15 protein-coding genes and 1 tRNA gene are annotated in these 20,379 nt (G+C 68.2%); 14 read left to right on the plus strand and 2 right to left on the minus strand.

What is annotated here, in order from left to right; all coding sequences use genetic code 11:
- Positions 1 to 312 precede the first annotated feature (312 nt).
- Entirely contained in the window at positions 313 to 2,406 is a 2,094-nt protein-coding gene (locus tag AC1G9L_RS09085; protein ID WP_019799460.1) for a glycoside hydrolase family 97 N-terminal domain-containing protein, read from the minus strand.
- 243 nt (positions 2,407 to 2,649) lie between these two features.
- Here AC1G9L_RS09085 and AC1G9L_RS09090 point away from each other — a divergent pair, with 243 nt between their 5' ends.
- From AC1G9L_RS09090 to AC1G9L_RS09100, 3 genes are read left to right on the plus strand one after another with little or no spacing between them, the layout of a single operon-like run.
- Positions 2,650 to 4,851: an alpha-L-rhamnosidase-related protein gene (locus AC1G9L_RS09090; RefSeq protein ID WP_481070778.1), complete on the plus strand. Its 2,202-nt coding sequence runs from the start codon at positions 2,650 to 2,652 to the stop codon at positions 4,849 to 4,851.
- Positions 4,848 to 6,332, plus strand: coding sequence for an MFS transporter (locus AC1G9L_RS09095; RefSeq protein ID WP_019799462.1), 1,485 nt, complete (start codon positions 4,848 to 4,850; stop codon positions 6,330 to 6,332). Before AC1G9L_RS09090 ends, AC1G9L_RS09095 begins: the two co-directional genes overlap by 4 nt.
- On the plus strand, positions 6,329 to 8,014 hold the full coding sequence (locus tag AC1G9L_RS09100) for an alpha-amylase family glycosyl hydrolase (RefSeq protein ID WP_481070780.1): 1,686 nt from the start codon (positions 6,329 to 6,331) through the stop codon (positions 8,012 to 8,014). The genes AC1G9L_RS09095 and AC1G9L_RS09100 overlap by 4 nt, the downstream gene beginning before the upstream one ends.
- A gap of 62 nt (positions 8,015 to 8,076) precedes the next feature.
- Here the strand turns inward: AC1G9L_RS09100 and AC1G9L_RS09105 are convergent, their stop codons facing one another.
- A complete protein-coding gene (locus AC1G9L_RS09105) occupies positions 8,077 to 9,144 on the minus strand; it encodes a LacI family DNA-binding transcriptional regulator (protein ID WP_481070782.1) in 1,068 nt (355 codons plus the stop codon).
- Between the two features lie 330 nt (positions 9,145 to 9,474).
- Between AC1G9L_RS09105 and thrS the strand changes: the two genes are divergently transcribed.
- From thrS to AC1G9L_RS09160, 11 genes are all read left to right on the plus strand, one after another.
- Entirely contained in the window at positions 9,475 to 11,379 is a 1,905-nt protein-coding gene (thrS, locus tag AC1G9L_RS09110) for a threonine--tRNA ligase (protein ID WP_019801251.1), read from the plus strand.
- A 48-nt stretch (positions 11,380 to 11,427) separates the two neighbouring features.
- Complete coding sequence (gene infC / locus AC1G9L_RS09115; RefSeq protein ID WP_081481966.1) at positions 11,428 to 11,967, plus strand: translation initiation factor IF-3; 540 nt, start codon at positions 11,428 to 11,430, stop codon at positions 11,965 to 11,967.
- 379 nt (positions 11,968 to 12,346) lie between these two features.
- Positions 12,347 to 12,544 (plus strand): 50S ribosomal protein L35, encoded by a 198-nt coding sequence (rpmI, locus tag AC1G9L_RS09120; protein ID WP_010342861.1) that lies wholly within the window; start codon positions 12,347 to 12,349, stop codon positions 12,542 to 12,544.
- Positions 12,545 to 12,554: 10 nt separating this feature from the next.
- Entirely contained in the window at positions 12,555 to 12,914 is a 360-nt protein-coding gene (rplT, locus tag AC1G9L_RS09125; RefSeq protein WP_010342859.1) for a 50S ribosomal protein L20, read from the plus strand.
- A gap of 204 nt (positions 12,915 to 13,118) precedes the next feature.
- Positions 13,119 to 14,114, plus strand: a complete 996-nt coding sequence (gene pheS / locus AC1G9L_RS09130) for a phenylalanine--tRNA ligase subunit alpha (RefSeq protein WP_010342858.1) — start codon at positions 13,119 to 13,121, stop codon at positions 14,112 to 14,114.
- Between the two features lie 130 nt (positions 14,115 to 14,244).
- Entirely contained in the window at positions 14,245 to 16,623 is a 2,379-nt protein-coding gene (gene pheT / locus AC1G9L_RS09135; RefSeq protein WP_481070784.1) for a phenylalanine--tRNA ligase subunit beta, read from the plus strand.
- A 23-nt stretch (positions 16,624 to 16,646) separates the two neighbouring features.
- On the plus strand, positions 16,647 to 16,946 hold the full coding sequence (locus AC1G9L_RS09140; RefSeq protein ID WP_003466661.1) for an integration host factor subunit alpha: 300 nt from the start codon (positions 16,647 to 16,649) through the stop codon (positions 16,944 to 16,946).
- Positions 16,927 to 17,283 carry a MerR family transcriptional regulator gene (locus tag AC1G9L_RS09145; protein ID WP_009597860.1) on the plus strand — a complete coding sequence of 119 codons (357 nt, stop codon included), beginning with the start codon at positions 16,927 to 16,929 and terminating at the stop codon, positions 17,281 to 17,283. The genes AC1G9L_RS09140 and AC1G9L_RS09145 overlap by 20 nt, the downstream gene beginning before the upstream one ends.
- 101 nt (positions 17,284 to 17,384) lie before the next feature.
- A tRNA-Pro gene (locus tag AC1G9L_RS09150) sits at positions 17,385 to 17,461 on the plus strand.
- A gap of 570 nt (positions 17,462 to 18,031) precedes the next feature.
- Positions 18,032 to 18,724, plus strand: a complete 693-nt coding sequence (locus tag AC1G9L_RS09155) for a polysaccharide biosynthesis/export family protein (protein WP_150409446.1) — start codon at positions 18,032 to 18,034, stop codon at positions 18,722 to 18,724.
- Positions 18,721 to 20,157 carry a GumC family protein gene (locus tag AC1G9L_RS09160; RefSeq protein ID WP_481070786.1) on the plus strand — a complete coding sequence of 479 codons (1,437 nt, stop codon included), beginning with the start codon at positions 18,721 to 18,723 and terminating at the stop codon, positions 20,155 to 20,157. Before AC1G9L_RS09155 ends, AC1G9L_RS09160 begins: the two co-directional genes overlap by 4 nt.
- The last annotated feature ends 222 nt before the right edge of the window (positions 20,158 to 20,379 follow it).

The following is a 20,379-nucleotide window of genomic DNA, read 5'->3' on the forward strand; positions in this document are numbered from 1 at the left end:
AAGCGCTTTCAGGATCGCAATGTCGTGCATGCAGCGGTATGCCGGTGCGACTGTGAACATCTGCGTCGGTGTCGACGAGGTCGTCCATCGCGAACGCTCGGTGCTGCCCGCCAGGACGAGGTCGTTCCGCACGGGGCTACGCGTTCTCTGCCGCGCTGCCGCGACCCGGCGCAGTCACTGGTTCGTCCCATGCGGATGCCGGGCGCCGTGGCGCTGTCCTCGGCGCAGTGATCAGGCACCGAGCGTCTTCATCGCGGGGTGCGCCGCTGGTGTCGAGCCAGCGGCATGGCGGCGCAGCGACGCCTCAACGCGTCAGTGCGACGCAGCCGAGCCCGCCGAGGCCGGCGCCGGGTCCAGCGGCACGAAACGGATCGCCTGACCGCCGCCAGGTGCCAGCTTCAGCAGCAACTGATCGCGGCTGGTGACCTCGTGCTGTTCGCGGACGAAGTCGAACGGGTTGTGCCGGTAGTCGGCGGCGTCGCCGTCGCGATAGATCTCGGCGCGGTAGCGCACGCCCGGTTCGAGGAAGCCCAGCGCGATCGGCAGCACGCGGCCGTGTTCGTCGGTGATGCTGCCCAGGAACCAGTCGCGGCTGTGGCGGTCCTTGCGCACGATGGTCACGTACTCGCCGATCTCGCCGTCGAGCACGCGGCTGTCGTCCCAGTCCACCGCCACGTCCTCGATGAAGCGGAAGGCGTCGCGGTGCTGCAGGTAGTGCTCGGGCAGGTCGGCCGCCATCTGGATCGGGCTGTACAGGGTCACGTACAGCGCCAGTTGCCGCGCCAGCGTGCTCGGAATCGCGCGTCCGCCGCGGCCCTTCAGGCTGAGGATGCCGGGGGTGTAGTCCATCGGTCCGGCCAGCATCCGTGTGAACACCAGGTTCACTTCGTGCTCCGGCGGGTTTGGCGGCTCGCCCCAGGCGTTGTACTTCATGCCGCGCGCGCCTTCGCGCGAGAGCCAGTTCGGGTAGGTGCGGCGCAGGCCGGTGTCCTTGATCGGTTCGTGGGCATTGACCGACAGGTGGCGCCTGGCCGCCTCCTGCACCACCTTGAGATGGTGGCGGGCCATGAACTGGCCGTCGTGCCATTCGCGCCACAGCGGGCCGCCGGCGGGATTGCGCCGGTCCACCTGGCCGTCGTCGCAGACGTAGCCGGTCTTGAAAGTGTCCACGCCCAGCCGCGCGTACAGGTCCAGCGCTGCATCGAGCTGGTCTTCGTAATGTTCCACCGCGCAGCCGGTCTCGTGGTGGCCGATCAGGTGCACACCATTTTTCGCCGCGTAGGCGCTCAGGGCTTCGATGTCGAAGTCCGCGGTGGCGCGGGTGAAGTCGAAGTCGTCGCCGTGGCCGACCCAGTTGCCGTCCCAGCCGGGGTTCCAGCCTTCGACCAGCACGCCACGAAAGCCGTGCGCTGCGGCAAAGTCGATGTAGCGGCGGGTGTTGGCGGTGGTGGCGGCATGCCTGGGGCCGCGCGCCCAGGTTTCCCGGTTCAGGTGCATCGACCACCACACGCCGATGTACTTGGCCGGGTGCACCCAGCTCACGTCGCCCAGGGCATTGGGTTCGTTGAGATTGAGGATCAGGTTGGAATCGACCAGGCCGCCGGCGGTGTCGCTGATCTGCAGCGTGCGCCACGGCGTGCCGAAGGGCAGGGACCGGCGCACCTTCCAGCCTTCTGCCGACGGCGACAGTTGCGCATGCAGGCGCTGGCCTGCGCCGCGGCGCAGCCACATCCCGGCGTAGTCGACCAGGGCCGCCTCGTGGATGGCCAGGTGCAGGCCGTCCTGGCTGCGCAGGGTGAACGGCGTGTGCGCCAGCGGCACCTCGCGCAGCGGCGTGCGTCGGTACAGGTATTCGTAGTGGATGGGTGCGCCGGCGGGAATCCACCAGGCGGTCGCATCGGGGACGATGTCGAACTCGGTGAGCTCTTCGTCGATGACGGACTCCTGCATGCCGGGCTGCTCCGGAAAGCTGTAACGGAAGCCGAGCCCGTCGTCGTAGACCCGGAACACCACCGCGAAGCGACGCTGGCGGCCGCCACGCTCGCCCAGGTCCACGCGCAGTTCGTTGTAGTGGTTGCGCACATAGCGGCGCTCGCCCCACGGCTGTTCCCAGGTCTCGTCGACGCTGCGGCTGTGCTGGTCCAGCACCGCCAGATCGCGATCCAGCGCGCCGTCGCGCAACTGGAAGCCCAGCCGCGATTCGCCGATCACCGCCTCGCCCAGCCGCTGCACGCGATAGCTGGGGCGGCCGTCGTCCAACTGCAGGGAGACGCGCAGGACCTTGCCCGGCGAGTCCACGCTGGCCACCGTCTGCGGCGCGGCGTGCAGGCATGGCGCAACGCACCACGACACGCTCGCCAGCAACGACGGCGCACGCAGGCGCGATAGGACCTCAAACAGCGGCATATCCCCTCCCAGGGCGACCGTGGCAGCGCATCGACTATAGCGACGCGGTCCGCGGCCGCCGTGGCGCATGCGATGAATACGTATGCAACTGCACGCGTCGCGGTGCCGCCCGTCTACCATGTCCGCAGCGCCCCGCGATGCGGAGGCGGCGACCGCAGCGCCGGCGTGCCGGCCTGCGCTTCCACCATGCAGGCAAAGAGGGAGGGAGGGAGGTCGATCGGTGCGAGCCGGTCTGCCGCTTCGATGCTGAAGATGATTTGCTTGGCCGCCACCTTGGGTGCCGCGGCGTCGGCGTCTGCTGGACAGACGTCATTGCAATGGCGTGGCCAGACCGCGCAGGCCGAGGCCACGGCCGACGGCGGTTTCGTGCTGCACGCGGCGCGGGGCACGCGCACGGTGCCGGCACAGCCGCTGCGCAGCGAGACCGACAGTCCGTTGTTCGACGCGCTGTTCGCGCTGGCGCAGCAGGAACTGCACGACGACCAGGTGCAGGCGATCCGCGACCCGGCGTTCGATCACGGCAAGCCGTTGCCGTGCGATTGCTACCAGACCGGCGAGCGCTGGCCCTATGTGTGGACCCGCGATGTCAGCTATGCCGCGGACCTCGCCCTGGCGCGGCTGGATCCGCAGCGCACGCGGCGCTCGCTGCGCTTCAAGCTGTCGCCCATGCGCGGCACCGACGCGTTGCCTGGGCTGTTCGTGGCGCAGGACACCGGCTCCGGCGGCAGTTGGCCGGTGAGCAGCGACCGCGTGGTGTGGTTCCTGGCTGCGCGGCACCTGCTGGACGATCCGGCCTTTGCCGCCGATACCCGCGCCGCGCTCACGGCCACGCTGGCGCAGGATCGCGCGTTCGCGTTTGACCCGCGCATCGGCCTGTATCGCGGCGAGACCTCATTCCTGGACTGGCGCGAGCAGACCTATCCGGCCTGGACGCGCGAGGATGTCGGCTTCATCGCCAGTTCCTTCGCGCTGTCCACCAACGTGCTGCATTACCAGGCGCTGCGCCTGGGCGAGCGTCTGGCCCGGGAGCAGGGCGACACGCAGGCGGCCGCGCGCTATGCCGGCTGGGCCGACGCGCTGCGCCAGGCCATCGCGCAGCGTTTCTGGCGCAGGGACCGCGGCACCTACGTCAGCTACATCGGCACCGCCGAGCATCCGGTGCGCTACGAACGCTACGATCTGTTGGGCCTGTCGCTGGCGGTGCTGGCCGACGTGCTGCCGGCCGCGCGTGCGCGCCAGGCGCTGGCGCGCTATCCGGCGGTGGAGGCGGGCAGTCCGGTGGTGTGGCCGCAGCAGCGCGACGTGCCGATCTACCATAACCGGGCGATCTGGCCATTCGTCAGCGCCTACGCGCTGCGTGCGGCCCGGCACACCGACGATAGCGCGCGCATCGACCTGGAAGTGCGCTCGCTGCTGCGCGGCGCCGCGCTGGCCGGTTCGAACATGGAGAACTACGAGTTCCTGAGCCAGGCCGCGCATGTCGACGACGGCCCACTGAGTGGGCCGGTGGTCAATTCGCCGCGGCAGCTGTGGTCGGTGGCCGGCTATCTGGCGATGGTGATCGAGGGCGTGTTCGGCGTGGAGGACGACGGCCGGGTGCTGCCCAAGCTGCCGACCAGCCTGGTGCCGCTGTTGTTCGGCGAGCGCCAGGAAATCGCGTTGCAACTGAACGACCGCCGCATCGTGCTGCGCCGCCCGGCGCAGCTGCAGGGCAACCTGCTGGTCGCCGGCAAGACCAGTACCCAGGACAGCACCACCACCGTCGACTTGGTGGCGCGCCACAGCGGCAGCGCACCCTTGCAGATGCTGGCGGCGGAAGACGCCTTCGCACCGCTGGCACCGCCGGCACCGCAGGTGCGGCGCGAAGCGCAAGGCTGGCGGGTGCAGGCGGCTACGGACACGGTGCTGTATGTCGATGGGCAGGCGCACACGGGGCACGCCGACGGCGCGCTGCTGCCGCTGGCCGAGCGTGTGCAGTGCCTGAGCCTGACCCGGCAAGTGGGGCGCTGGGAATCGCTGCACAGCCCCGCCGTCTGCGTCGGCGACGTTGCGCGCGTGGACGGTGCCGACGACTGGACCTGGACCGCGCCGCGCGATGGCGCCTACTGGCTGAGCGTGCGCTACGTCAATGCGCATGGTCCGATCAACACCGGCGTCACCGCCGCGGTCAGGCGCCTGCAGGTGCAGTGCGGCGCCGCGCCAGCACAGTCGCAACCGCTGGTGATGCCGCACAGCGTCGGCGAGCAGACCTCCACGACGGCGCTGTTCGTGCTGCAGGCCGGGCAACGTTGCGTCGCGCGGCTGCTGCCGGCGGCGAACATGAGCGCACTGCAGCACTTCGCGCGCTACACCGGTGGCCAGGGCGGCGCCGATGGCGTGGTCAATGCCGCCGATGTCGCCGCGCTGCTGATCGCGCCGGCCGGCCCGATCGAGGAGCGCCCATGAGCGCCATGCCACGCGCCAAGCCGGCGCTGTCGTTCTGGCAGATCTGGAACATGTGCTTCGGCTTCCTCGGTATCCAGTTCGGCTTCGCGCTGCAGAACGCCAACGCCAGCCGCATCTTCCAGACCCTGGGCGCCGACATGGAGCAGGTGCCGGGACTGTGGATCGCCGCACCGCTGACCGGCCTGATCGTGCAGCCGATCGTCGGCTACCTGTCCGACCGCACCTGGAACCGCTTCGGCCGGCGTCGCCCGTACTTCATGGTCGGCGCGCTGTTCACCACGTTGGCCCTGCTGGTGATGCCGAACTCGCCGGCGCTGTGGGTGGCGGCCGGCACGCTGTGGGTGCTGGACGCCTCGATCAACATCTCGATGGAGCCGTTCCGCGCCTTCGTCGGCGACCAGTTGCCGACGCGCCAGCGCGCCGCCGGCTATGCGATGCAGAGCTTCTTCATCGGCGTCGGCGCCGTGGTGGCGAGCATGCTGCCGTGGCTGCTGGCGCACTGGGGCGTCAGCAATACCGCCGCCCCCGGCGAGGTGCCGGCGACAGTGCGCTACGCGTTCTATGTCGGCGGCGCAGTGCTGTTCCTGTCCATCGGCTGGACCGTGCTGCGCACCCGCGAGTATCCGCCCGAAGACCTGCACGGCTTCGACGTCGCCACCACGGCCGCCGCGGCGGCGCAACCGCGCCGTGTCGATGGCACCGCTGCGCTGTGGTGCGCGGTAGGCATTGCCGGAGCGGCGGCCATCGCCTGGTGCCGCGGCGACCGCATGCTGTACGTGCTGGCCGGCCTGTGCATCGCTTACGGCGTGCTGCAGGGCGTGGCGCCGCGCCTGCGTCGCGGGCACATGCTGGCGGCGATCGTCTGCGATCTGCAGACCATGCCGCGGGCGATGCGGCGCCTGGCCGGGGTGCAGTTCTTCTCCTGGTTCGCGTTGTTCGCGATGTGGATCAACACCACTGCCGCAGTCACCCAGACCCACTATGGCACCCAGGACGTCACCTCGGCCGCCTACAACGAGGGCGCCAACTGGGTCGGCGTGCTGTTCGCCGCCTACAACGGCTTCGCCGCACTGGCCGCGATCGCCATTCCGCTGCTGGTGCGCGCCTGCGGGCTGCGCATGAGCCATCTGCTCAACCTGTGCCTGGGCGCGGCCGGCCTGCTGTCGTTCCTGTGGATCCGCGATCCGCAGTGGCTGCTGCTGTCGATGGTCGGGGTGGGCTTCGCCTGGGCGTCGATCCTGTCGCTGCCGTATGCGCTGCTTTCGGACAGCGTGCCGGCGGCGAAGATGGGCGTGTACATGGGCATCTTCAATTTCTTCATCGTGATCCCGCAGTTGGTCGCGGTCAGCGTGTTGGGTTTCGTGCTGACGCACTGGCTCGATGGCCGGCCGCTGTACGCGCTGGCGATCGGCGGCGGCAGCCTGCTGGTGGCGGCGCTGTGCGTGCTGTGGGTGCCGTCGGATTCGGGAGCGAACGCATGATCGATCGGAGGTCGCTGTTGGCGCTGGCCCTGCTGGGAGCCTGTGCTGCGTCGGCGCAGGCCCAGGCGCCCGCGCAGGAGGAGTTCTACGGCACGCTGGAGCCGTTCGCCAGCGAGGCGGTGTACTTCGTGGTCACCGATCGCTTCGTCAACGGCGATCCGGGCAACGACCATCGCGACCAGGGCGGCGCACATCGCACCTTCGACATCCCGCTCCCGGCGCCGGCGGGCGAGAGCGACAACATCGGCTACCTTGGCGGCGACTTCAAGGGCGTGGTCGACAACGCCGGCTACATCCGCGACCTGGGCTTCGGCGCGGTGTGGATCACCCCGATCGTCGACAACCCGGACGAGGCCTTTACCGGCGGCAAGCCGATCACCTGGGGTAGCTCGCTGAGCGATCGTGGCAAGACCGGCTACCACGGCTACTGGGGCGTCAACTTCTACAAGCTCGACGAGCATCTGCCGAGCCCGGGGCTGGATTTCGCCGGCTTCACCCAGGCCATGCACGCGCAGCAGTTGAAGGTGGTGCTGGACATCGTCGGCAACCACGGCTCGCCGGCCTGGACCATGCCCAAGCGGCAGCCGATGTTCGGTCAGGTGTTCGATCGCGACGGCAAGCTCATCGCCGACCACCAGAACCTGCCGCCGTCCAGGCTGGACCCGGCGCACAATCCGCTGCACGCGTTCTACAACACCGGCGGCAACCTGGCGCAGTTGTCCGATTTCAACGAGCGCAACCCGGCGGTGATGGAGTATCTGGTCGGCGCCTATTCGCAGTGGCTGGGGCAGGGCGCCGATGCGTTCCGCATCGACACCATCGGCTGGATGCCGGACAGCTTCTGGCACGAGTTCGTGCGCCGCATCCGCGCGCAGCGCCCGGGCATGTTCATGTTCGGCGAGGACTTCGACTACAACGCGCACAAGATCGCCGGCCACACCTGGGCCAGCAACGCCGGCGTCAGCGTGCTGGATTTCCCGCTCAAGCAGGCACTGGCGGCGACCTTCGGCCACGCCCGGCGCGGCTATGAGACGCTGCAGCCGGCGCTGTACCTGGAGCGCGGCCCGTACGCCAATCCGTACGAGCTGATGACCTTCTACGACAACCACGACATGGCGCGGCTGGACGCCAGCGACGCCGGCTTCATCGACGCGCACAACTGGCTGTTCACCGCGCGCGGCATCCCGGTGATCTACTACGGCTCGGAGACCGGCTTCATGCGCGGGCGCGCCGAGCACGCCGGCAACCGCAACTACTTCGGCCAGGAGCGGGTGAACGCGGCGCCCGGCAGTCCGATCTTCGCGCCGCTGCGGCGCATCGCCACGCTGCGCCAGCGCAGCCCGGCGCTGCAGCGCGGCCTGCAGCTCAACCTGCAGCTGTCCGGCGACGAGGCGGTGTTCTACCGGGTGTTCCAGCATGCGGGTACAACCCAGACCGCGCTGGTGCTGCTGAACAAGAGCGACGCGCCGCGCACGCTGGAAGTGCGCCGCTACCTGCAGCCCGGCACCTGGCACGACGGCTTCGATGGCAGCGCCACCGAGGTGACCGATGCGCTGCGCGCCGAGGTGCCGGCACACGGCGTGCGCGTGTTCCTGTCCGATGCGCCGATCGTGCGCCCGGACCTGCGCGCGCGGCTGCGCTGGCTGATGGCGGCCAAGGACGGGGCCGCGCCGACGCCGTGAACGCGGCGCTGCCGGTCGGCGTCAGCGCGCCGGCCGTCGGCGCGTCAGCGCCCGAGCAGGGCTCAGTTGCGCAGCAGCGACGAGCCGCGCAGCGCCAGCGTCACCGGCAAGGTGCGGCTGCTCACCGGCTGCCCGGCGATCTGCGCCAGCAGGGTGTCCACCAGCACCGCGCCGGCCAGCTTGGTGTCCTGCTGCACCGTCGACAGCGCCGGATCGACGCTGGCGGCCACCGGGATATCGTCGAAGCCGGCCAGGGCCACGTCCTCGGGCACGCGCAGGCCGTGCTCGCGCAAGGCCTTCAGTGCACCGATCGCGATCAGGTCGCTGGCGGCGAACAGCGCATCGAAGCGTTCGCCGCGGCCGAGCAGGGCCAGCGCCGCCTCGTAGCCGGACTGCTCGGTGGTGATCGCATCGACCTGCAGCGCCGGCGTGGCCTCGGTGCCGGCCGCGCGCAGCGCCTGCAGGTGGCCGCGGTAGCGTTCCAGGAATTCGGGGTAATGGTTGGAGGCGTCGCCGAGGAAGGCGATGCGGCGGCGGCCCTGCGCCAGCAGGTGCGCGGTGATGTCGTGGCCGCCCTGGAAGTTGTCGCTGCCGATCGACACCCCCGGCTGCCCGGGCAGCACCGCGCCCCAGCGCACGAAATGCGTGCCCTGGTCGACCAGGTGCTGCAGCCGCTGCTGCGCCTGCAGGTAGTCGCCATAGCCGAGCAGGATCAGCCCGTCGGCCTTCTGGCTGTCGCCGTAGTCGGCACGCCAGTTGTCCGACAACTGCTGGAACGACACCAGCAGGTCGTAGCCGTGGCGGGCGCAGGCGCGGGTGATCGACCCCAGCATCGAGTGGAAGAACGGGTTGATCAGCGAGTCGTCGGTGGTCGGGTCTTCGAAGAACAGCAACGCCAGGGTGCCGGCATTGCGCAGGCGCAGGCTGGAGGCGTGCTTGTCGACCTTGTAGTTCAGCTCGCGCGCGATCGCCAGGATCTTGCGCCGGGTCTGCTCGTTGACTGCCGGACTGCCGCGCAGCGCGCGCGAGACCGTGGGTTGCGACACGCCTGCCAGGTAGGCGATGTCCAGCGATGTGGCCTTGCCTTTGATGACGGCGCGTCCGGTGCGGAGAAAACGTCGGCGAAGCATGCCATGGCGGCTGCCGTAGCTCTTGCTGCGGCGCAGCGAAGGCCTCGGCGGCATACCAGGAATGACCGTTTTGGTAAAAGACCGCAATTACCATTTTGGTAAAAGCTGGTTTACCATTCCTGTCTATCGACCTGATCCGGACATGGGTGGCCCGCGGCAACGCCGGCCGAGCGTGCGACATGAGCACTACCACCGCCCTCGCTTGAGTTCCCGCCCAAGGCTGTCCGAGCAGGCGCCCTTGTGGCGCCTTCTTTCTGTCCCGCGCCCAGACTGGCCTGCCGCCGAGGTGGCGCGGACGTCATCCCCCCGTTTCCCTTTCCGCCGACTCCCATGATCACGATCACGCTCCCCGACGGCAGCCGCCGCGAATTCGAACATCCCGTCAGCCCCATGGACGTGGCCCAGTCCATCGGCCCCGGCCTGGCCAAGGCGACCATCGCCGGCCAGGTCGATGGCCGCCTGGTCGACGCCTGCGACCTCATCGACCACGACGCCAGCCTGCGCCTGATCACCGCCAAGGACGCCGAGGGCGTGGAGATCATCCGCCACTCCTGCGCGCACCTGGTCGGCCATGCGGTCAAGCAGCTGTATCCCGAGGTCAAGATGGTGATCGGTCCGGTCATCGCCGAGGGCTTCTACTACGACATCTACAGCGAGCGCCCGTTCACCCCGGAGGACCTGGCGGCGATCGAGAAGCGCATGCAGGAGCTGATCGCGCAGGACTACGACGTGATCAAGAAGGTCACCCCGCGCGCCGAGGTGATCGAGCTGTTCAAGCAGCGCGGCGAGGACTACAAGCTGCGGCTGATCGAGGACATGCCCGAGGACGTCACCGCGATGGGCCTGTACTACCACCAGGAATACGTGGACATGTGCCGCGGCCCGCACGTGCCGAACACGCGCTTCCTCAAGGCCTTCAAGCTGACCCGCATCTCCGGCGCCTACTGGCGCGGCGACGCCAAGAACGAACAGTTGCAGCGCATCTACGGCACCGCCTGGGCCGACAAGAAGCAGCTCGAGGCCTACATCCTGCGCATGGAAGAGGCCGACAAGCGCGACCACCGCAAGATCGGCAAGCAGCAGGACCTGTTCCACCTGCAGGAAGAGGGCCCGGGCCTGGTGTTCTGGCACCCCAAGGGCTGGTCGATCTGGCAGGTGGTCGAGCAGTACATGCGCAAGGTCTACCGCGACAGCGGCTACGGCGAGGTGCGCTGCCCGCAGATCCTGGACGTGTCGCTGTGGCAGAAGTCCGGCCACTGGGACAACTACCAGGACAACATGTTCTTCACCGAGTCGGAGAAGCGCACCTACGCGGTCAAGCCGATGAACTGCCCGGGCCACGTGCAGGTGTTCAACCAGGGCCTGCACAGCTACCGCGACCTGCCGATCCGCTACGGCGAGTTCGGCGCCTGCCACCGCAACGAGCCGTCCGGCGCGCTGCACGGCATCCTGCGCGTGCGCGGCTTCACCCAGGACGATGGCCACATCTTCTGCACCGAGCAGCAGATCGAGGCCGAGGTCACCGCCTTCCACCAGCAGGCGCTGAAGGTGTACGGCGACTTCGGCTTCGACGACATCCAGATCAAGATCGCCTTGCGCCCGGAAAAGCGCCTCGGCGACGACGCCACCTGGGACAAGGCCGAGGCCGCCCTGCGCGCCGCGCTCGGCGCCTGCGGCGTGGAGTGGCAGGAACTGCCGGGCGAGGGCGCCTTCTACGGTCCGAAGATCGAGTACCACCTGAAGGACGCGATCGGCCGCACCTGGCAGCTCGGCACCATGCAGGTGGATTTCATGATGCCCGGCCGCCTCGGCGCCGAGTACGTGGACGAGCACAGCCAGAAGAAGCATCCGGTCATGCTGCACCGGGCCATCGTCGGTTCGATGGAGCGGTTCATCGGCATCCTGATCGAGCACCACGCCGGCATGTTCCCGGCCTGGCTGGCGCCGGTGCAGGCCGTGGTCATGAACATCACGGACGCGCAGGCAGACTATGTAGACAACGTGCGGAAACTCCTTGCAAATCAAGGCTTCCGCATCGAGGCCGATTTGCGGAACGAAAAAATCGGTTATAAGATTCGCGAACACACGCTGCAGCGGGTGCCGTACCTGTTGGTCGCGGGCGACCGCGAGACGGAAAACGGCGCGATTGCGGTCCGTACGCGGTCGGGGGAGGATCTGGGCACCATGTCGGTCGCCGCCTTCGCCGACCGGCTGCGCGCCGAGCAGTTGGCGTGACACCACCCTGGCGCGGACGGAGCCTCCGTCCGCGCCAGTCCGATTCCCCTGGGAGATTGCAACATCAGTACCCCTGACAACAAACAGAATCGCAAGAACCAAGAGATCCGCGTGCCGCGCGTGCGCGTGATCGGCGCAGACGGCGAGATGGTCGGCGTGTTGAGTCGCGACGAAGCGCTGGCGATGGCCGAGGAAGACGGTCTGGATCTGGTCGAGATCCAGCCGCAGGCCGATCCGCCGGTCTGCAAGATCATGGACTTCGGCAAGTTCAAGTTCGAGCAGCAGAAGAAGGCCAACGAAGCCAAGAAGAAGACCAAGCAGGTCGAGATCAAGGAAATCAAGTTCCGTCCGGTCACGGACGAGGGCGATTACCAGATCAAGCTGCGCAACATGCGCCGCTTCATCGAGGAAGGCGACAAGGTCAAGGTCAACATCCGCTTCCGCGGTCGCGAGATGAGCCATCAGGAGCTGGGCCGCGAAATGGCCGCGCGGATCGAGGCCGATCTGGGCGAGGACATCGTCATCGAATCGCGTCCGCGCCTGGAAGGCCGGCAGATGGTGATGATGATCGCGCCGAAGAAGCGCTGACCCAGTCCAGGATCGCGCCCCGCCCCGTGCGGGCGCGCGGCCGCACGGGCGCCAACGGCGCCCTCTGTCATGGTCATCCCGGCTTTTTTGCCCCGGCGCAGACTGCGTGGGGATGCCGTGCGCGCCGTTTTCGATTCCCCATTCCCCATTCTCGATTCCCGGCGCGCCACTGCGCGCCCACCGAACCGCATGATTTGCAAGGCATTCCAAGCCCTGGCATAATGCGCGGCCCAGTTCATCGGGTTTGCCGCTCCGGCGGCACTAGGACCCGCCCGGATCCTCAGTGGATCAAGGGCTTACAAGCAGGTAAGGGCATGGACGGAAAGTGTGGCGCAGCCACCGCCCTGACCAGTGACAAAACACCATCAAGGACATTGCAATGCCCAAGATCAAGACCAACCGGGCGGCGGCCAAGCGTTTCCGCAAGACCGCCTCCGGCAAGTACAAGGCCGGCCACGCCAACCGTAGCCACATCCTCACCAAGAAAGCGACCAAGCGGAAGCGCAACCTGCGGCAGACGAACCACGTCCGTGCCGAGGACGCAGGCCGTCTGGACCGTATGCTTCCCTACCTCTGAGGACTGAACCATGGCTCGAGTCAAGCGTGGCGTCCAGGCGCGCCGTCGTCACAAGAAAGTTCTGAACCTCGCCAAGGGCTACTACAACGCCCGTCGCAAGGTCTTCCGCGTCGCCAAGCAGGCGGTGATCAAGGCGCAGCAGTACGCCTACATCGGCCGCAAGCAGAAGAAGCGCAATTTCCGTTCGCTGTGGATCACCCGCATCAATGCGGCGGCCCGCATCAACGGTATGAGCTACAGCCGTTTCATGAACGGCCTGCTCAAGGCTGGCATCACCCTCGACCGCAAGGTGCTGGCGGACATCGCCGTGCACGACGCACAGGGCTTTGCCGCCCTGGCGGAGAAGGCGAAGGGCGCGCTGGCGGCATAAGTTTGCGAGTCCCTGCAGAAACCCGCGCGTCCACGTGCCGGGTTTCGGCGGGAGCCATCGCAGGCATGCAGGGGAAGGGCGCAAGTCCTTCCCCTTTTGCGTTTTTGGGGCGTCCCGATGCGGGGTGCCTGCCGGGTAGGTGAGGTCCCGCATCGGTGGGACACGGTGGCCACGGTTCGGCCGGAGCAGTGAGGCGCGAGTGCAATGAGTGAGATCGATTCCCTGAGCGGGCAGGCGCTGGCGGACATCGCCGCGGCACAGAGTCCGGAGGCGCTGGAGCAACTGCGGGTCGCGCTGCTCGGCAAGAGCGGCAGCATAACCGCCCAGCTCAAGCAACTCGGTGCGCTGGCGCCGGAGCAGCGCAAGCTGGCCGGCGAGGCGATCAACCGGGCGCGCGACACGGTGTCCGCCGCGCTGGCCGAGCGCCGCACCCTGCTGGAAACCGCGGCGCTGGACGCGCGCCTGGCCGCCGAGCGCATCGACGTGACCCTGCCGGGCCGGCGCGGCGAACGCGGCGGGCTGCATCCGGTCACGCGCACCCTGGAGCGCATCACCGAGATCTTCGCGCGGCTGGGCTACGAACTGTCCGACGGCCCCGAGATCGAGGACGACTGGCACAACTTCGAGGCGTTGAATTTCCCGCCGCACCACCCGGCGCGGGCGATGCACGACACGTTCTATTTCGGCGACGGCCGCCTGCTGCGCACCCACACCTCGGGCGTGCAGGTGCGCTACATGGGTGAGCATGCGCCGCCGCTGCGCATGATCGCCGCCGGCAAGGTCTACCGCAGCGACAGCGACCAGACCCATTCGCCGATGTTCCATCAGGTCGAAGGCCTGCTGGTCGACGAGCACGCGACCTTCGCCGACCTCAAGGGCACCCTGGCCGAGTTCGTGCGCGCGTTCTTCGAGCGCGATTTCCAGATGCGCTTCCGCCCCAGCTACTTCCCCTTCGTCGAGCCCGGTGCCGAGGTCGACATCGCCTGGCAGCAACCCGACGGCAGTACCCGCTGGCTGGAAGTGCTCGGCTGCGGCATGGTCCACCCGAACGTGCTGCGCAACGTCGGCATCGACCCCGAGCGCTACACCGGCTTCGCCTTCGGCATGGGCGTGGAGCGCTTCGCGATGCTGCGCTACGGCGTCAACGACCTGCGCGCCTTCTTCGAGAACGACGTGCGGTTCCTGCGGCAGTTTGCTTGAGGCTGGGAGTCGGGAAACGGGAATCGGGAATGGGCAAAGCAACGCAAAAGCTCGTTTCCCCACTCCGTTTCCGTCCTAGTAGAGCGCTCTTTCGATTCCCCATTCTCCATTCCCGATTCCCGGCCTTTCCATGAAATTCAGCGAAAACTGGCTGCGTAGCCACGTTCCGACCCAGGCCTCGCGTGAGCAGCTCACCGCGACCCTGACCGCCATCGGCCTGGAGGTCGAGGAGGTCGTGCCGCTCGGCGATGGCCTGCAGCAGGTGGTGGTGGCGCGGATCGTCGAGGCCGCGCCGCATCCCGAGGCCGACCGGTTGCAGGTGTGCCGGGTCGATGCCGGGCAGGGCGAGCTGCTGCAGATCGTCTGCGGTGCGCCCAATGCACGCGCGGGCCTGGTGGCGCCGCTGGCGCTGGTCGGTGCGCAGGTCGGCGGCATCGCGATCAAGCCGGCCAAGCTGCGTGGGGTCGCGTCCAACGGCATGCTGTGCTCGGCCAAGGAGCTGGGGCTGGACAGCGATGCGTCTGGGCTGTTCGAGCTGCCCGACGACGCGCCGGTCGGCCAGGCGCTGACCGAGTACCTGGGGCTGCCCGACGCCAGCATCGAGATCAAGCTCACCCCCAACCGTGCCGACTGCTTCGGCGTGCGCGGCATCGCCTACGACGTGGCCGCGGCCTGCGGCAGCGATGTGCTGCCGTTGGCGGTGACGCCTGCGGCGGTGAGCAGCGAGCGCACGCTGGCGGTGGCGCTGGACGCGGGCGCCGACGCGCCGCGCTACTGCGGCCGCGTGGTCGAGGACCTGGATCCGGCGGCGAAGACGCCGCTGTGGATGGCCGAGCGCCTGCGCCGCAGCGGCGTGCGCCCGGTGTCGCTGCTGGTGGACATCACCCAGTACGTGATGCTGGAACTGGGCCAGCCGATGCATGCCTTCGACCTGGACACCTTGCACGGCCCGGTCGGCGTGCGCCATGCGCGCGACGGCGAGACCCTGACCCTGCTCGATGGCCGCGAGGCGGCGCTGGATCCGGCCTTCCTGCTGGTCACCGACGCCGATCGGCCGGTGGCGCTGGCCGGGCTGATGGGCGGCCACGCCACCCGCGTCACCGAGACCACCCGCCACGTGTTCCTGGAGGCCGCGCATTTCGCCCCGGCGGCGATCATGGGCCGCGGTCGCAAGCTCGGCCTGCACACCGATGCCGGCCACCGTTTCGAGCGCGGCGTCGACCCGGCGCTGCCGCGGCAGGCGCTGGAGCTGGCGACGCGGCTGGTGCTGGAGCTGGCCGGTGGCCGCGCCGGCCCGGTGGTCGAGGCCGCCCTGCCCGAATTCCTGCCGGCGCCGGCGCCGATCGCGCTGCGCCGCGCGCGCATCCTGCGCGTGCTCGGCATCGAGATCGCCGATGCCGACGTGGAACGCATCCTGCGCGCGCTGGGCATGGAGGTGGTCGCTTCGGCCGATGGCTGGCAGGTCACCGCACCCAGCCGCCGCTTCGACATCGCCATCGAAGAGGATCTGATCGAGGAACTGGCGCGCATCCACGGCTACGACCGCCTGCCGACCACCTTGCCCGGTGGCGCCACGCGCATCGCCATGGACAGCGAGACCCAGCTGGACGAGCGCAGCGTGCGCCGGCAGTTGCTGGCGCGCGAGCTGCTGGAAACCATCAACTACGCCTTCGTCGACGCCGCGCTGCTGGACCAGTGGGGCCTGCACGACGGGCGCGTGGCCCTGGCCAATCCGCTCAGCGCCGAACTGGCGGTGATGCGTCCGTCGCTGCTGCCGGGGCTGGTCGCGGCGCTGGGCCGCAATGCCGCGCGCCAGGCCGGGCGCGTGCGCCTGTTCGAACTGGGCAAGGTGTTCGCCGCCGCGGCGGAAGCCGGTGCCGCGCCGACCGAGACCCAGCGGGTGGCGGCGGCGGTGTGCGGCGATGCCGACGCCCTGCAGTGGGGCCTGCCGGCGCGCAAGGTCGATTTCCACGACCTCAAGGGCGATCTGGAGGCCCTGGCCGCGGCGTCCGGCGCACGCCTGGACTATCGGCCGGCGACGCACCCGTTCGCGCATCCGACCCGTTCGGCCGACGTCTATCGCGACGACGTGCGGATTGGCTGGATCGGCCAACTGCATCCGCGGCTGCTGCAGGCGATGCAGATCGACGTGGACGTGCTGGCGTTCGAGCTGGACCTGGCGCCGCTGGCCGCGCGTGCCTTGCCGCGCGCCGCCGAGTTGTCGCGGTTCCCGTCGGTGCGTCGCGACCTGGCCTTTGTGGTGTCTGACGCAGTGAGTTGGGCGGCGCTGGCGCGCAGCGTGCGCGCGGCGGTGGGGCCCTTGCTGCGCGAGGTCGTGCTGTTCGACCGCTACGTCGGCGCGGGGGTCGAGGCTGGTTGCAAGAGTCTCGCTATGGGCTTGATTTTGCAGGACAACACGCGCACTCTGACAGACCGCGACGTGGAGGCGGTGGTCGCCGATGCGGTGGCCGCGCTGGCGCGGGAACACGACGCGCGGATGCGTGGTTGAGAAGGACAGGGGATAGCAGGGCAATGGCGTTGACCAAAGCGGAAATGGCCGAGCGGTTGTTCGACGAAGTCGGGCTGAACAAGCGCGAGGCCAAGGAATTCGTCGATGCGTTCTTCGACGTGCTGCGCGATGCGCTCGAGCAGGGGCGGCAGGTGAAGCTGTCCGGTTTCGGCAACTTCGACCTGCGCCGCAAGAACCAACGGCCCGGCCGCAATCCCAAGACCGGCGAAGAGATCCCGATTTCGGCGCGGACGGTGGTGACCTTCCGTCCCGGACAGAAGCTCAAGGAGCGAGTGGAGGCATATGCTGGACCCGGGCAGTAACCGCGAACTTCCGCCGATTCCGGCCAAGCGCTACTTCACCATCGGTGAGGTCAGCGAGCTGTGCGATGTCAAGCCGCACGTGCTGCGCTATTGGGAGACCGAGTTCCCCAGCCTGGAACCGGTCAAGCGGCGCGGCAATCGGCGTTACTACCAGCGCCACGACGTGCTGATGGTGCGGCAGATCCGCAGCCTGCTGTACGAACAGGGCTACACCATCGGCGGTGCGCGGCTGCGCCTGGAAGGCGAGGGCGCCCGCCAGGAATCGGCGCTGAGCAACCAGATCATCAAGCAGGTGCGGCAGGAGCTGGAAGAAGTCCTGCAGCTGCTGCGGCGTTGAACCAGGGCGGCCACCGCCGCTAGGAATGCCAGCGGCAAACCCGCTATAATCGCCAACTCGCCGCAAGACGGGTCCGCCATGACGGCGGAGACGCAACACATCGGGGTATAGCGCAGCCTGGTAGCGCACTAGTCTGGGGGACTAGTGGTCGTCGGTTCGAATCCGGCTACCCCGACCATCTTTCGAAGGCCCATGTCTGCGACATGGGCCTTTTTGTTTGGCCAGGCTGGGCTGCCGACCTCCACGCGCCGGTAGACGGGCATGGCCCCCCCGAGGCGAGCGCCGCTCATGGCAGCGGTGCCGAAGCCGACGATCCGTAACATTCGTTTGGGGCCAAACGCATTGCCGTAGACAAAATTCGCAGGAATGCGCCAAGGCTGCGCGCCGGCGCCGCCTCGTCAGATCGGAAAGCCGCGCCAGAACTGGGAGCGATGCAGCGTCAATGCATTGACATTGATCACGTTAACATTGCGTCGATGGAACGTTCACCGGCCCTTGCTACGCTGAATCGTCGGACATGTAGTTGAACCCTCCTGTTACTGCGTCAAAAAAATGTCGGGTAACGCCTTGGTGACGGCAGATGGCTGTGCCATAGTGCGTTGCAACACGAAGCTTCGCTGTTGGCCAGGGCCGTTCGTCCCGGGCAGGAATTGACACCGTAATCATCCTCTGGCCGGGACGGAGCCCTGGCCGGTTGGACGAGTGCGGCGCTTCGAAAACCATTCGACAGAGGGCATCAGCATCGCGCATGGGTAAACTTTCCGTGACCTTCCACTGGGCGCTGGCCCTGTTCTGCCTGGGACTGCTGTCTGCGTGCAGCAGCGGGCCGGCGATGCGTACCGACCTGCCGGCGGGCGATCCGCTTGCCGCTTCCATGGGCAAGCCGGAATACCTGCTCGGCCCGGGCGACCTGCTGACGGTCAAGGTGTTCCAGGTCGACGACCTGGAGCGCCAGGTGCGGGTCGACAACGAGGGCCGCATCTCGCTGCCGCTGATCGGCGACGTCAAGGCCGCCGGCTCCAGCGTCAATGCGCTGCAGAAGGAGATCGCCGACCGCTACCGCAACGGCTATCTGCAGAACCCGCAGGTCTCGGTGCTGGTCGACGAATTCACCGGCAACCGGGTCACGGTCACCGGCGCGGTCAGCGAGCCGGGCATCTATCCCATCCAGGGCTCCGCGCTGACCCTGCAGCAGGCGCTGTCGCTGGGCAAGGGTGTCAGCGACGTGGCCAGCCGCGGCAACGTGGTGGTGTTCCGGACCGTCGATGGGCAGAAGATGCTGGCCCGCTTCGATCTGCGCGAGATCCAGAAGGGTGCCGCGCCGGATCCGGCGATCTACGGTGGCGACATCGTGGTGGTGTACCGCTCCGATGCGCTGGTGTTGCTGCGGACCGTGGTGCAATTGACCCCGTTCGTGATGGTCTGGAGGGCCTACCGATGAGCGCCTCCACCTTGCCTCCCGCCTCCGCGCCGCGTGCGCGCCCCGTGGGCACGCCGCTGAGCCCGGCCGACATCGGCCTGCTGGATTACTGGAATGCGCTGTACCGCCAGCGTTGGCTGATCGTCGGCATCACCGCGGCGGTGGTGCTGCTGGCGCTGCTGGCCCTGCTGCTGATGACGCCGAAGTACCGCGCCACCAGCGTGCTGCAGATCGAGCGCGAATCGCTCAACGTCGCCAATGTCGCCAACCTGATGCCGGTGGAATCGCCGCAGGACCGCGACTTCTACCAGACCCAGTACGAGTTGCTCGGCAGCCGGTCGCTGGCGCGGCAGGTGATCCGCGAGGCCAAGCTGACCCAGGAACCGGCGTTCAAGCCGCTGGTCGACGAAGCCCTGGAGAAGCTGCAGGACAACGGCGACGGGCGTGCGTCGACGCCGCAGGCGCGTGCCGCCGCGGCAGAGAACGCGCTGGTCGGCCCGGTGCTGGATGCACTGACCATCGAGCCGGTGCGCGACTCGCGGCTGGTGCGGATCAACTTCGATTCGCCCGACCGGGTGCTGGCCACGCGCGTGGCGAACACCTACGCCAAGATGTTCATTGCCTCGACCCAGGAACGCCGGCTGCAGGCGTCCTCGTTCGCTGCGCGTTATCTGTCCGAACGCCTGGCGCAGCTGCGCGACAAGGTCGAGGAATCGGAGAAGAACGCGGTCGACTATTCCAGCCAGGAACAGATCGTGTCGATGGGCGACGACAAACCGTCGCTGCCCACGCAGAACATGAGCGAACTGAATGTGCGCCTGGCCGCCGCGCAGGACGCGCGGATCAAGGCCGAGGCGGCCTGGCGCCAGGCCGGCATCGGCGACGGCATGGGCCTGCCGCAGGTGGTCAGCAACCCGTTGATCCAGAACCTGCGCGCCGAGCAGGCCAAGATGACGGCCGACTACCAGCAGAAGCTGGCGACGTTCCAGCCCGGCTACCCGGAGATGCAGCGCCTGCAGAACCAGATCGCCGAGACCAAGCGCCAGATCGCCGACGAGGTCGCCAACATCCGCAGCGCGCTGAAGAACGACTACGAATCGGCGCGTCAGCAGGAAACCTTGCTGGCCGACCGCATCGCCGCACTGAAGAACGACGAACTGGACCTGCAGACCCGCAGCATCCGCTACACCATGCTGCGCCGCGAGGCCGACACCAACCGCCAGCTCTACGACGCGCTGCTGCAGCGCTACAAGGAGATCGGCGTGGTCGGCAACGTGGGCACCAACAACATCTCGATCGTCGACCGCGCCGATGTGCCCGGCAAGCCGAATTCGCCGAAGAAATTGCTCGGCCTGGCGCTGGCCTTCGTGTTCGGCCTGTTCCTGGCGGTGGCGGTGGCGCTGGTGCGCTATTTCATCCGCGAGGCCGAAGCCGCGGCGGCGGCCTCGGCATGAGATGTCGCAGCGCCATGGCGCGCCGCACCGCGCAATGCGCGAGCGCGTGCCGCAACGCACACATCGGCATCGGTTCGACGCACAGTCTTCAGTGAGGTGATACGTGGTTCAGCTAGGCAATGAGGTGCTCCATTATTTTCCAGCGCGGTTGTACGAAGACGTTCTTCTGTTGAAGTAATCACGGGCTGCCGTGGACCTGGGGTCGGCGAGGGAGGCGCCGCA

Source organism: Xanthomonas sp. NCPPB 1132 (assembly GCF_056629235.1).